General features: G+C 70.8%; 13 protein-coding genes and 2 pseudogenes. 9 read left to right on the top strand and 6 right to left on the bottom strand.

Going from position 1 to position 12,409, the window contains the following annotated elements; all coding sequences use genetic code 11:
* The first annotated feature begins 190 nt into the window (after nucleotides 1-190).
* The 3 genes from ACIQU3_RS36205 to ACIQU3_RS36195 are packed head-to-tail and all read left to right on the top strand — an operon-like array spanning nucleotide 191 to nucleotide 2,075.
* A complete protein-coding gene (locus ACIQU3_RS36205; protein ID WP_403738729.1) occupies nucleotides 191-1,021 on the top strand; it encodes an AraC family transcriptional regulator in 831 nt (276 codons plus the stop codon).
* A 23-nt stretch (nucleotides 1,022-1,044) separates the two neighbouring features.
* Nucleotides 1,045-1,767, top strand: coding sequence for an AzlC family ABC transporter permease (locus ACIQU3_RS36200; protein ID WP_403738732.1), 723 nt, complete (start codon nucleotides 1,045-1,047; stop codon nucleotides 1,765-1,767).
* Nucleotides 1,764-2,075: an AzlD domain-containing protein gene (locus tag ACIQU3_RS36195; protein ID WP_403929919.1), complete on the top strand. Its 312-nt coding sequence runs from the start codon at nucleotides 1,764-1,766 to the stop codon at nucleotides 2,073-2,075. The genes ACIQU3_RS36200 and ACIQU3_RS36195 overlap by 4 nt, the downstream gene beginning before the upstream one ends.
* Here ACIQU3_RS36195 and ACIQU3_RS36190 read toward each other — a convergent pair whose 3' ends face one another.
* Nucleotides 2,076-3,020, bottom strand: a complete 945-nt coding sequence (locus tag ACIQU3_RS36190; protein WP_403738735.1) for a hypothetical protein — start codon at nucleotides 3,018-3,020, stop codon at nucleotides 2,076-2,078.
* Between the two features lie 80 nt (nucleotides 3,021-3,100).
* Between ACIQU3_RS36190 and ACIQU3_RS36185 the strand changes: the two genes are divergently transcribed.
* From ACIQU3_RS36185 to ACIQU3_RS36165, 5 genes are all read left to right on the top strand, one after another.
* Nucleotides 3,101-3,295: a DUF3046 domain-containing protein gene (locus ACIQU3_RS36185; RefSeq protein ID WP_403738739.1), complete on the top strand. Its 195-nt coding sequence runs from the start codon at nucleotides 3,101-3,103 to the stop codon at nucleotides 3,293-3,295.
* A gap of 196 nt (nucleotides 3,296-3,491) precedes the next feature.
* The gene (locus ACIQU3_RS36180; protein ID WP_403738743.1) at nucleotides 3,492-4,757 is read left to right on the top strand and encodes an AI-2E family transporter; all 1,266 of its coding nucleotides are present in this window, start codon (nucleotides 3,492-3,494) and stop codon (nucleotides 4,755-4,757) included.
* A 356-nt stretch (nucleotides 4,758-5,113) separates the two neighbouring features.
* On the top strand, nucleotides 5,114-6,232 hold the full coding sequence (recA, locus tag ACIQU3_RS36175) for a recombinase RecA (protein ID WP_403738746.1): 1,119 nt from the start codon (nucleotides 5,114-5,116) through the stop codon (nucleotides 6,230-6,232).
* Between the two features lie 3 nt (nucleotides 6,233-6,235).
* Nucleotides 6,236-7,069, top strand: a complete 834-nt coding sequence (gene recX, locus ACIQU3_RS36170; RefSeq protein WP_403929917.1) for a recombination regulator RecX — start codon at nucleotides 6,236-6,238, stop codon at nucleotides 7,067-7,069.
* A gap of 156 nt (nucleotides 7,070-7,225) precedes the next feature.
* Nucleotides 7,226-7,666, top strand: coding sequence for a GNAT family N-acetyltransferase (locus ACIQU3_RS36165; protein ID WP_403929914.1), 441 nt, complete (start codon nucleotides 7,226-7,228; stop codon nucleotides 7,664-7,666).
* A gap of 12 nt (nucleotides 7,667-7,678) precedes the next feature.
* Here ACIQU3_RS36165 and ACIQU3_RS36160 read toward each other — a convergent pair whose 3' ends face one another.
* The 5 genes and pseudogenes from ACIQU3_RS36160 to ACIQU3_RS36140 form a co-directional block, all read right to left on the bottom strand.
* Complete coding sequence (locus ACIQU3_RS36160) at nucleotides 7,679-8,098, bottom strand: rhodanese-like domain-containing protein (protein WP_403738755.1); 420 nt, start codon at nucleotides 8,096-8,098, stop codon at nucleotides 7,679-7,681.
* Complete coding sequence (locus ACIQU3_RS36155) at nucleotides 8,095-8,640, bottom strand: cysteine dioxygenase (protein WP_403929911.1); 546 nt, start codon at nucleotides 8,638-8,640, stop codon at nucleotides 8,095-8,097. The genes ACIQU3_RS36160 and ACIQU3_RS36155 overlap by 4 nt, the downstream gene beginning before the upstream one ends.
* Nucleotides 8,641-8,745: 105 nt before the next feature.
* Nucleotides 8,746-8,817, bottom strand: coding sequence for a putative leader peptide (locus tag ACIQU3_RS36150; RefSeq protein WP_310851512.1), 72 nt, complete (start codon nucleotides 8,815-8,817; stop codon nucleotides 8,746-8,748).
* Nucleotides 8,818-8,923: 106 nt separating this feature from the next.
* The gene (locus ACIQU3_RS36145; RefSeq protein WP_403738764.1) at nucleotides 8,924-10,531 is read right to left on the bottom strand and encodes an FAD-dependent monooxygenase; all 1,608 of its coding nucleotides are present in this window, start codon (nucleotides 10,529-10,531) and stop codon (nucleotides 8,924-8,926) included.
* Between the two features lie 212 nt (nucleotides 10,532-10,743).
* Nucleotides 10,744-11,372: pseudogene (locus ACIQU3_RS36140) on the bottom strand (class I SAM-dependent methyltransferase).
* 36 nt (nucleotides 11,373-11,408) lie between these two features.
* On the opposite strand from ACIQU3_RS36140, the pseudogene ACIQU3_RS36135 reads away from it, so the two are divergent.
* Nucleotides 11,409-12,320 (top strand): annotated as a pseudogene (locus ACIQU3_RS36135) (IS5 family transposase).
* Nucleotides 12,321-12,409 lie beyond the last annotated feature (89 nt).

The following is a 12,409-nucleotide window of genomic DNA, read 5'->3' as shown; positions in this document are numbered from 1 at the left end:
CCTCGGCACTGACAACGGGGCCTCACCGGCCCCACGGCCTGCGGTCTCACCCCGGGGGAGGCCCTCGGCAGGCTTCCCGGGGTGGGCAGGGTTTCCCGAGTGCGACGGGTATCCGGGCTGTCGGACTTCGGGCTTCGAGCTGTCGGGGTGCGTTGGGTCGTCCGCTCCTGCGGACGCGGACAATGGTCATATGAACGAGCGCGCACGGCACTGGCAGTACGACGAGCTGCCCGGGGTCGATCTGCTGCGGGCCCGCTACGTGCGCAAGACGTTCGTGCGGCACACGCACGAGAACTTCGTGATCGCCGCCATCGCCGACGGGGTCGAGGTGTTCCACCACCCCGGAGGCGACCAGTACGCCGGAGCCGGGGCTCTCGCACTGGTGAATCCCGACACGCCGCACACCGGGCGGGCCGGGGTTCCCGAAGGATGGCGGTACGGCGCCCTCTACCCGCCGGCCCACGTGGTGGCCGAGATCGCGGCCGAGACGACCGGGCTGCGCGGAACACCGGGGTTCGTCAGTCCGGTGGTCGACGACCCCCATGCCGCGCGGCTGGTGCACCAGGTGCTGCGGGCCGCCGACGAGGGCAACGCCCTGGCAGCGGACACCCTCCTGCGGACCGCCGTGACCCGGCTGCTGCGGTTGAACGGCGGGCCCATGCCGCCACGGGAGGTCCGCACGGCGGGCGCCCGCGTCGCGGCACGCGCGCGTGACGTGCTGGAGGAGCGGATGGCACGCCCGCCGACCCTGGAGCGGCTGGCCGCCGGCCTGGGGACCAGCCCCTTCGCCCTGCTCCGGGCCTTCCGGGACACCTACGGGATGCCACCGCACGCCTGGCTCACGGACGCGCGGGTACGGCGGGCCAGGAGGCTGCTGGACGCGGGTACGACGCCCTCCGACGCGGCCGTCGCCGTCGGGTTCACCGACCAGCCGCACCTCAACCGCCACTTCAGCCGGATGATCGGCGTACCTCCGGGGGCGTACCAGAGGGAGCGCAAGAACGTACAAGACCTCCGGTAGCCGCTGCCCTTAACGTGCGGGGCGTGGCAGATCGGACAGTTCTCGAAGACGCAGACATCGGTGGGAAGACGGACCGGGCGGTCGTGCGCGACGCCCTCGGGGTCGGGGTGGCCGTCGGGCTGTCCGGCTTCGCCTTCGGAGTGACGTCGGCCGGTGGCGGACTCAGCCTGCTCCAGACGTGCGCGCTCAGTCTTCTGGTGTTCACCGGGGCGTCCCAGTTCGCCCTCGTGGGGGCCCTCGCAGCCGGGGGCAGCCCCTTCACTGCGGCCGCCGGTGCCTTCTTCCTGGGCGTGCGCAACGCCTTCTACGGCCTGCGTCTGTCGCAGTTGCTGGCCCTCCCGCGCGCGGTGCGGCCGTTCGCCGCCCAGTGGGTGATCGACGAGACGACGGCCGTCGCGCTCGCCCAGCCCACCCGGCGCGCGGCACGGCTCGGGTTCGTCGTGACCGGGCTGACCCTCTACCTCCTGTGGAACCTCACCACGCTGCTCGGCGCCCTGGGCGCGGAGGCCATCGGGGACACCGACGCGTGGGGCCTGGACGCCGCCGGGCCGGCGGTGTTCCTTGCGCTGCTCGCGCCCATGCTGAAGTCCGGCACCGAGCGGGCCGTCGCCGGGCTCGCCGTGCTGCTGGGGCTCGGACTGCTGCCGGTGCTGCCCGCCGGTGTGCCGGTGCTGCTGGCAGCGCTGGCGGCGCCGGTCGTGCTATGGGCGGACGGCCGACGCAAGGGGCAGGGGGACGCGCGGTGAACGTCTGGATCGCGATCGGGGTGACCTTCCTCGGGTGCTACGCCGTCAAGCTCGTCGGCCTCCTCGTGCCCGCGGAGACCTTGGAACGGCCCCTCGTCAAGCGTCTCGCCGCCCTGCTGCCCGTCGCGTTGCTGGCGGCCCTCACCGCCCAGCAGACCTTCGCCGACGGGCACACGCTGGTGCTGGACGCGCGGGCCGCCGGCCTCGCCGCTGCTGCCGTGGCGTTGCTCCTGCGCGCCCCGTTCCTCCTCGTCGTCGCCGCGGCCGTCCTGGTGACCGCGGCGACGCGGGCCGTGGGAGCGGGATGATCAGTCGACGGCCCTGCCGTACGCGCTGAGCACGCGCAGCGCCTCGATCGTCACGAGCGGGCGTGCCTCCAGAGCGGGGGCGGGGGCCCAGCGGCGCCACCGGACGGGCCAGCCACCGTCCTCCTGCTGCTGCGCCGCGAGGTGGTCCAGGGACCGAGTCATCTCGTCGTCCGTGAACCACGCGCGCGCGAGCGAGCGCGGTGTCCGCGCGAAGTCGTACGGGAAGTGGTGCTCACCCGGGGCGTAGCCGGGAGAGACCGGGTAGGCGTCCGGATCGTCGGGGTCCAGGGCCGCCAGGCGGTGTGCCCGGACCAGGCGGCCGAGCCGGTCGGCGGCCGCCTCCGCGCGCGGGCGGTCCGGGGCGGAGTCCAGGAAGGCCACGGCGGCTTCGACCTCGTACGGATGCGACATCTCCAGGGACTCGACCGCCTGCCAGCAGAAGTCCGTGGCCCTGAACAGCCAGGCGTGCCACACCTCGTTGCGGTGCAGCAGACCCACCACCGGCCCGGTGGCCAACAGGGCGCTGGGCGGGTCGTCCACGACTGTCACGAAGGGGGCTGTGGGGTAGTCGCGCTGGCTGGGGTGGATCGCCGGGAGGGCGCCGTCCGCGGTGGAGACGGACGTCAGGTAGCGGCACATCCGCTCCACCCGCTGCCCGGCGCAGCGTCCGACGGCGTCGAGCACGGCCAGCGCGTGCGCGGTGTGCAGCGGCTGGCTGACCGGACCGCGCAGATCGGGTTCCAGCGCGTGACCGTACCCGCCGTCCTCATTGCGGTAGGCGTCCAGCGCGGTCTCCACGGGATCGGCGGCGGCACCCCGGAACTGGTGGGCGAAGAGGCGCTGCTCGAGCACGCGCGCGGTGAGCCAGACGAAACGCTCCGCGCGCGTGAGGGGGCTGTGCGGCGTGGGCGTCGGGGGGAGATCGGTAGCTCCTGTTTCGGCCATGGGTCAGACCGTAGGGCGCGAAGCGGCACCGGCAGGCGGTCCCGGCCAAGGCCCACCCCCAGGGGCGGGATACTGGAGTCATGCGGTTGACGGTCTTCTGGCAGCGGATGGCGGAGCACTTCGGTCCTGGTTACGCCGAAACCTTCGCGCGCGATCACGTGATGTCCGAACTCGGCGGACGCACGGTGCACGAGGCGCTTGCCGCCGGCTGGGACGCCAAGGAGGTCTGGCACGTGGTCTGCTCGGTGATGGACGTGCCTCAGGAGAGGCGCTGACGGTTTGCGGGTGGGCGCTGACCGCTGTCGGCGGGCGTCGGAGGCGTCGCAGGGGTGGGCGCAAGCCCGGCGGTGGGGCCCGTTGGCCTTGCCGACCAGCGGACCGGACCGGGCTGCCGGTCGTGGACGTCGCTGACCGGTCATGAAGATCGCAGCCGGGCAGACGGCTGTCGGTGGCGTGGGCGAGACTTGGACCGTGGCACCCACTGACGAGACCGGGCAGGCAGCCCAGCAGTCCTCCGCTTCCGGCCCGAGGCCGCCTGCCCGGCCCCCGCTGGGCGGGGCCGGGGCGAACGGGCGTATGCCGCGCTGGCTGCCCCGCGCCATGGTGCTCGCACTGGCCCTCGTCGCGGTGTTCCAGCTGGGTAGCTGGGCCTTCCACCAGCTGACCGGTCTGCTGGTCAACATCCTCATCGCGTTCTTCCTGGCGCTCGCCATAGAGCCCGCGGTGAGCTGGATGGCCTCCCGCGGCATGCGCAGGGGCCTCGCCACGTTCATCGTCTTCATCGGCGTGATGATCGTGTCGGCGGGCTTCGTCATCCTGCTCGGTTCCGTACTCGCGGACCAGATCATCAAGCTGATCGAGGGCTTCCCCGAGTACCTCGACTCCGTCATCAACTGGATCAACACGCACTTCAAGACCGACCTGAAGCGCGTCGACATCCAGGAGGGCCTGCTCCGCTCCGACTGGCTGCGCAACTACGTGCAGAACAGCGCCACAGGCGTCCTGGCCGTGTCCGCCCAGGTCATCGGCGGCCTGTTCCAGCTGCTCACCATCGCCCTGTTCTCGTTCTACTTCGCCGCGGACGGCCCGCGACTGCGCCGTGCGATCTGCTCGGTCCTGCCGCCCGCCCGCCAGGCGGAGGCGCTGCGCGCATGGGAGATCGCGGTGAACAAGACCGGCGGCTACATCTACTCCCGCGGCCTGATGGCGTTGATCTCCGGAGTGGCGCACTTCGTCCTGCTCCAGGCCCTGGAGGTGCCCTACGCGCCCGTGCTCGCCGTGTGGGTGGGGCTGGTGTCGCAGTTCATCCCCACCATCGGCACCTACCTGGCGGGCGCCCTGCCGATGCTGATCGCCTTCACGGTCGACCCCTGGTACGCGCTGTGGGTACTGATCTTCGTCGTGATCTACCAGCAGTTCGAGAACTACGTGCTGCAACCCAAGCTGACCTCCAAGACAGTCGACATCCACCCTGCCGTCGCCTTCGGTTCGGTCATCGCCGGTACCGCCCTCCTCGGCGCGGTCGGCGCGCTGATCGCCATCCCCGCCATCGCCACGCTCCAGGCCTTCCTCGGGGCGTACGTGAAGCGCTACGACGTCACGGACGACCCCCGGGTGCACGGTCACCGGCGACGAGGCGAGGGACCGGGCCTGCTCGCGCGGGCGAAGGGACTGTGGGAGCGGCGCCGCGAGGCCGAGCGGCATGAGAACCGGGGGCCCGGGCAGAACTCCTCCTGACCGGAACCGCCATCGCCTGCGAACCGATCTCATCGCCTGCGATCCGATCTCGTGCCGGTGATCCGGTCTCGGGCGGGCGATCCGGTCTCGGGCGGGCGATCCGGTCTCGTCGCCGGTGGCCGAACGGCTGGCCCGCCCCGGTGCGGATGTGTCGCGTGGTGTGGCTTGACACCAAAATCGAACATCCATTCTCATGGAGGCACCGGCGAGGCTCAACGAAGGGCATTTCGACGTACTTTGGGTAGAGAAATGCCCGAGTTATCCACAGGCCGGACGTGCGTCGGGGCGCGTTGTCAGTGGCAGGCGTTAGCGTCTTTGACGTGAAGCGATCGACTCAAGCAAATCGGGTGGAACCCATGGCAGGAACCGACCGCGAGAAGGCCCTGGATGCCGCGCTCGCACAGATTGAACGGCAATTCGGCAAGGGCGCGGTCATGCGCATGGGCGACCGGACCAAGGAGCCCATCGAGGTCATCTCGACCGGATCCACCGCCCTGGACGTGGCCCTCGGCGTGGGCGGCCTGCCCCGCGGCCGTGTCGTCGAGATCTACGGACCGGAGTCCTCCGGTAAGACCACCCTGACCCTGCACGCGGTGGCGAACGCACAGAAGGCCGGAGGCCAGGTCGCCTTCGTCGACGCGGAGCACGCACTCGACCCCGAGTACGCGAAGAAGCTCGGCGTCGACATCGACAACCTCATCCTCTCCCAGCCGGACAACGGCGAGCAGGCCCTGGAGATCGTGGACATGCTGGTCCGCTCCGGCGCCCTCGACCTCATCGTCATCGACTCCGTCGCCGCGCTCGTCCCGCGTGCGGAGATCGAGGGCGAGATGGGCGACAGTCACGTCGGTCTGCAGGCGCGTCTGATGAGCCAGGCCCTGCGGAAGATCACCAGCGCGCTCAACCAGTCGAAGACCACCGCGATCTTCATCAACCAGCTCCGCGAGAAGATCGGCGTGATGTTCGGCTCGCCGGAGACCACGACCGGTGGCCGGGCGCTGAAGTTCTACGCCTCGGTGCGCATCGACATCCGCCGCATCGAGACCCTGAAGGACGGCACGGAGGCGGTCGGTAACCGCACCCGCTGCAAGGTCGTCAAGAACAAGGTCGCGCCGCCCTTCAAGCAGGCCGAGTTCGACATCCTCTACGGCCAGGGCATCAGCCGCGAGGGCGGTCTGATCGACATGGGCGTGGAGCACGGCTTCGTCCGCAAGGCCGGCGCCTGGTACACGTACGAGGGCGATCAGCTCGGCCAGGGCAAGGAGAACGCGCGCAACTTCCTGAAGGACAACCCCGACCTGGCCAACGAGATCGAGAAGAAGATCAAGGAGAAGCTGGGCGTCGGCGTACGCCCCGAGGAGCCGGCCTCCGAGCCGGGTGCGGACGCCGCGGCCTCCGCGCCGGCCGACGCGACGCCCGCCGTCCCGGCACCGGCCAAGACCGCCAAGTCCAAGGCCGCCGCAGCCAAGAGCTGACCTGTGACACGGCGAACCGACTGGGCGGAGTACGAGTACGCCGCCTCCGGTGCCCCACGGGGGAGGGGCACCGAAGGCGACACGGGCTCAGCCGTGGACAAGGCGGACGACCCGGGGCACGCCCCCCACGAGGGCGACCGGCTGTACGGAGACGGGGGCGACACCGGACCGCACGGGAGCGGCCAACCCGGAGGCGGACCGCGCGACAGCGGCTCGCGTGACGGCGGGCCGGGCGGCAGGCGCGGCCGTCGTCGGCGAGCCTTCGGTGAGGTGGCGGCCGGCACCGAGGACGGAGGTGCCCTCTCCTCGTCGAGGGCCGAGCAGGAGGCGCCTCCGGGGGACCCGGTCGAGCGGGCTCGGGCGATCTGCCTGCGCCTGCTCACCGGGACCCCACGGACCCGAAAGCAACTCGCCGACGCCCTGCGCAAGCGGCAGATCCCCGACGACGCCTCCGAGGAGGTGCTCTCACGGTTCGAAGAGGTCGGCCTCATCAACGACGGTGCCTTCGCGGACGCCTGGGTGGAGTCCCGCCACCACGGCAGGGGCCTCGCGCGGCGTGCGCTCGCCCGGGAGCTGCGCACCAAGGGCGTCGACTCCGCGCTGATCGACGAGGCCGTCTCCCAGCTCGACTCCGAGCAGGAAGAGGAGACCGCGCGCGAGCTCGTCGCCCGCAAGCTCCGCTCCACGCGCGGACTCGACCGTGACAAACGCCTCCGCCGCCTCGCGGGCATGCTCGCCCGAAAGGGCTACTCCGAGGGCATGGCCCTGCGCGTGGTCCGCCAGGCCTTGGAGGAGGAGGGGGAGGACACGGAATTTCTCGGGGACGAGGGGTTCTGAGGAGTGTCCTGGTGATCTGAGGGATGTGCGTGATCTGAGGGGTTATCTGTGCCCTGAGGCCCACGGCGCTGACAGGTTCGCTGCCTGGCCCCAAGCTCAGCGGCCCGGCATCCATGGCTGCGACTGACCGCCGGTGCGCCTCCTAGGCTCACCCTCATGAAGATCAATGTGCGGCCGGCGGATGAAGCGGACGTGTCGGCGTTGCTCGCTCTGTACAGCGAGTTGAACCCGGACGACGCACCATTGCCCCAGTCTTCCGCAGATGCCATCTGGGCAGCCATATCAAGACAGCAGGGACGCACGATCCTGGTGGCTGAAGCCGCCGGCACCCTGGTCGGAACGGCGGACTGCATCGTCCTGCCGAACCTCACGCGCGGAGGCAGGGCGATCCTGTTCGTGGAGAACGTCGTGGTGTCCGGCTCCTTCCAGCGGCGAGGTGTCGGCCGTCAGTTGATGGAGACCGCTGTGCGGCTGGGTGAGTCGGAGCGCTGCTACAAGGTTCAGCTCCTCGCAGCGGACGACGAGTATGTCCACACCTTCTACAAGGCATGCGGTTTCCAAGCTCTCGCCGAGGGATTCCGCCGCTACCTCCCGTAGCAGCCCTCGCTCTCACACCACCGGCAACCCGGCCCTCCGCCAGGCCTGGAACCCTCCGACCAGGTCCGTGGCGCGGTGCAGGCCCAGGTGGTGCAAGGACCGGGCCGCCAGGCTGGAGGCGTAGCCCTCGTTGCAGATGACGACGATACGCAGATCGTGACTGATGGCCTGGGGGAGACGGTGGCTGCCCTGGGGGTCCAGACGCCATTCCAGTTCGTTGCGCTCGACGACCACGGCGTCGGGGATGAGGCCGTCCCGGTCGCGCAGGGCGGCGTAGCGGATGTCGACCAGGAGCGCGTCGCCGGCCCGGGCGGCGTCGTACGCCTCCTGCGGTGCGATCCGCTCGTAGGACGCCCGGACGCGTTCCAGCAACTCGTCGATGCCGAGCGGTGGCTGGCTGCCATGACCCGTCGGCCCGGGTGCGGCGCTCACTGCCAGTCCTCCGGCCGCTCGACCTGCTCGAGTCGCAGGACCGGGCCGCTGCGGCTGTAGCGGCGGATCTGCGGCAGGGGCGGGTAGTAGGCGTGGACGGAGATCGCGTGCCGGTCGGGAGACTCGTTGAGCACCTCGTGGACGTGGTGCCGGCCGAAAGCGCGGCCCTGGCCGGCCCGCAGCCGGCGCTCCCGGTCCACGTCCTCGGTGAGCTCCAGGGTCTTCCAGCCGTCCGCGGGCAGCCGGACGGCGAGCGAGTTCTCCCTGAGCTCACCCGAGGCGGTCAGGAAGGCGCCGACCGAGTCGGCATGGTCGTGCCAGCCGGTGCCCGTGCCGGGCGGCCAGCCGATCAGCCAGGCCTCGCTGCCGCCGGGTCCGTCCAGCCGCACCCATGTGCGGCCTTCCGGATCGAGCGGCAGGGAGTCGATCAGCTCGGTGTCGGCGGCGGTGCGCCGGACGAAGTCGTAGAGGTCGGCCTGCGTGGGAGCCTGACCGGCGGAGACAGAAGGGAGCGCAGAAGGGGATGAAGGCGATACAGACACGGGTGCCGTCCTGAAGGTCCTGAGGGCCCTGAAGAGGGTTCGCGAGTGAGGCGCGGCAACCGGCGGACAGAGCGCGGCGCACGCACAGGAAAGAGGAACGCGAAATCAGCAGGACGGGCGACACACGCAGCCCGCATAGCGGAGAAGGTCCATATGGACCCTCCGCCACAGGCGCACACAGGTGTCGGTCACGCAGCGGAGTACACCACGACCGCCCGGACGGGTCAACTCACTGTCACCATGCGGACGCAGCGTGACAGTGAGCACATCACTCCTGCGGGCATCAGCGTGATCCCGCTGAAGCACCTGCCTCCGCCTGCGCCTTCACCGGACCGCCCACCGTCGCCTCCGCTGCCGCGTACAGATCGGCCGGGCGCACTCCGCCGAGCGCGGTGACGAGGTGACCGTCGGGACGCACCAGCAGCACCGTGTGGGCGGCCGCGCCCGGATAGCTCTCCGCGACGAGCAGCTCGGCGGGATGCGGCAGCGCAGCGACCGCCGCCGCCAGCTGCGGCATGATGCCCGCGCCGACCCAGTGCCTGCGCTCCCAGACACCCGTTCCCGGTGCGATCAGCACCACGAGCAGCGCACCGCGGCCGAGCCGGTCACGCAACCGTACGAACGTGCCGTCCTCCGCGGTGACCCGTACGTCGGTGACCGGTGCTCCGGGCGGTGTGTCGACCGGGACCTCCCCCTCGAGCCGCGAGGGCGCGAGCGGCGAGTCGGCATACGCCCCCGGCGCGCCGAGCTGGCCCTGCCCCAAATGGCCCTCGGTGAGGAGCGCGTCGTGCCCCCGGGAGGAGCCGGGCACGACGGCGCGCAACCCTCCACTGCCGCGCAGCACCGGCAGTGCCTGGTCAGCGGCGCGGAGCCGGGCGGCGACGACCGCCCGGCGTTCCGTCTGGTAGCTGTCGAGGAGAGCCTCGTGCGGCCCGTGGTGCCAGGCCAGGGCCAGTTTCCAGGCGAGGTTGTCGGCGTCCCGCAGGCCCTCGTCCAGCCCGTGCGTGCCCAGAGCGCCGAGCAGATGAGCCGCGTCCCCCGCGAGGAACACCCGGTCGGCGCGCCAGCGACGGGCCAGCCGGTGGTGGACGGTGTGGACACCGGTGTCCAGCAACTCGTACGGCGGGGTCGTGCCGCCCGCCCAGCCGGACAGGGTCTCCCGGATGCGGGTGAGCAGCAGCTCGGGGGTGACCAGGTCCTTGCCGGCCGGCAGGAGCCAGTCCAGACGCCAGACGCCGTCCGGCAGCGGGCGCGCGGTGACCTCGCCGGCCGAGGGGCCGGACGTGCGCCAGGGCGGCAGGCGGTGCAGCAACGCCTCGTCGTGCCAGGGCAGTTCCGTACGGAGTGCGGCGACGGCGTGACGTTCCACCGCCGTACGGCCCGGGAAGCGGATGTCCTGGATCTTGCGGACGGTCGAGCGGGGGCCGTCGCAGCCGACCAGGTAACTGCCGCGCCACCATGTGCCCCCGGGGCCGCGGGTGTGGGCCGTCACGCCCGAGGGTTCCTGTTCGAGGCCGTCGAGGCGGCTGTCCACCGCGACCTTGACGAGCCGTTCGTCCGCGAGGGCCGTGCGCAGGGCGCCGGTCAGCACGTGCTGCGCGATGTGCAGGGGGGCGGGCTCGGTGCCGTCGAAAACGACCTCGCGCATCACCTGCTTGCGCCGCATGGACCGCCATCCGGCCCAGTGCGCACCGGCTCGGTCGAGGGGCACACCGGTCAGTCGTTCCATCAGGGCGGCGGTGTCCTCGCGCAGGACGACGGTGCGCGCCGCGCGAGGTTCGTCCTTGCCCGGGCCCTCGTCGAGGACGACGCAGGGCACCTCCTGACGCGCCAGCGCCAGGGCGAGCGTGAGCCCGACGGGCCCCGCTCCGACGATGATCACCGGATCCACGGCGCGACGCCCCCTGCCCGCGGTGGTGTCTCGAGAGACGTAGGTGAACAGGAGGGTGGAGCAGGGTGCACGATCACAGAACGTATGCAACCTATTGCGGGTGCTTGCGTCAAGTGACTAAGGGGTGTCTGACAATTCCGGTCTGATCAGCGAGATTCGGCTGAGCTGGCAATCCGGAGGTGCGCCGATCGGCTGGGGGGACTGGGCAGTGGCTACGAACGGCGGGCCAGTAGATGGGTGTCGAGGAAGCCCGATCAGAGGATGGATCGTGGAGCAGCCGGGCGAAGGGATCGAGCCCAGCATCGCCCAGCAGTTCGGCGAGGCGATCCACCGGCCAGCTGTAGGCGGGCGCCACCTTGTGGTCGAACCGGACCGGTACTTGTCCGTCGGTCCCGAAGAAGGAGACCAGGAGCAGACCGTTCGGTGCCAGGACGCGTACCTGTTCGGCGAGCAGCTCCGGTAGTTCCCCCGGAGGGGTGTGAATCATTGAGTAGTGGGCCAGCACGCCGCCGAGCGCGGCGTCCTCGATCGGCAGGGATTCCATCCGCGCCTCTTGGAAGCGCAGCGCCGGATGGGCCTGCCGGGCGTGGTCGACCATGCCGGGGGCAAGGTCTAGTCCGAAGGCGTCCAGGCCGAGTTCGTGCAGCATGGCTGTCAGATGTCCGGGCCCGCACCCGACGTCCGCTGTCCGCAGGTTGCCCGTCGCGCGCACCAGTTCGGCGAAGGTGCCGATCATGGCCCGGGAGAAAGGCTGTGTTTCCAGCCGGTTTGCGAACAGCGATGCGTACAGCTCGACGACACCGTCGTAGGCCGTCCTGGTCTCGTCCTGATGATTCGGCACGGGCAGGACTCTATAGCCGGTCTGATAATTGATCTTGTGGCAGGTCGAGGTGAGTTGACGGATGCGGCATGGAGGCGGATAGAGCCCCTTTTGCCTCAGGTGGACGGACGGGGCCGTCCGTGGCGTGATCACCGGCAGGTGGTCAACGGGGTGCTGTGGCGGCTGCGGACCGGGGCTCCGTGGCGGGATCTTCCCGACCGGTTCGGGCCGTGGCAGACCGTCTACGAGCGGTTCGCCCGCTGGGAGGCGGACGGCACCTGGGCACGGTTGCTGGAGCACGTTCAGGTCCGCGATGACGCGGTGGGCCGGGTGGAATGGACCGTCTCCGTCGACTCCACCATCAACCGAGCCCACCAGCACGCAGTCGGCGCCCGCAAAAGGGGGATGTGAACGGGGACGAACTGGAAGATCCGGGCCGCTCGCAGGCGCGCCAGGCCCTCGGCCGCTCCCGAGGCGGACTGACCACCAAAGTCCATCTCGCCGTCGATGGCCGGGGCCTGCCCCTGTCGATTGTGCTCACGCCCGGCAACGTCAACGACGCGACGGCGTTCGGCCAGGTCCTCGACGGCATCCGCACCCCGCGCCTCGGCACGGGCCGCCCGCGCACGACACCGGACCGTGTGCTGGGTGACAAGGCGTATTCCAGCAGGGCCATCCGCCATCTGCTGAGGCGCCGGGGCATCGCTGCCACGATCCCCGAGCGCCGCGACCAGGCGGCGAACCGCCACCGACGCGGAGCCCTCGGCGGCCGGCCGCCGACCTTCGACAAGGTCACCTACCGCGACCGCAACGTCGTCGAACGATGCTTCGCCCGCCTCAAGCAGTTCCGCGCGATCGCGACCCGGTTCGACAAGCGCGGCGACCGCTACCGTGCCGGAGTAGTCCTGGCTTCCTTGCTCCTCTGGCTCCGCGAGTCCACGGGGTAATCATTTGTCAGACAGGCCCTAGGTGTGCTGACCGGACAGGTTGGTGACGCGGCTGGCTGGGGTGTGGCCGCTGATTCCGGTGTGGGGTCGGTGGTAGTTGTACCAGTCCAG

Origin of the sequence: Streptomyces sp. NPDC101110, from assembly GCF_044759525.1 — a bacterium.
In the GTDB taxonomy this organism is placed as follows: domain Bacteria; phylum Actinomycetota; class Actinomycetes; order Streptomycetales; family Streptomycetaceae; genus Streptomyces.
This window is presented reverse-complemented; position numbering and strand designations above follow the sequence as displayed.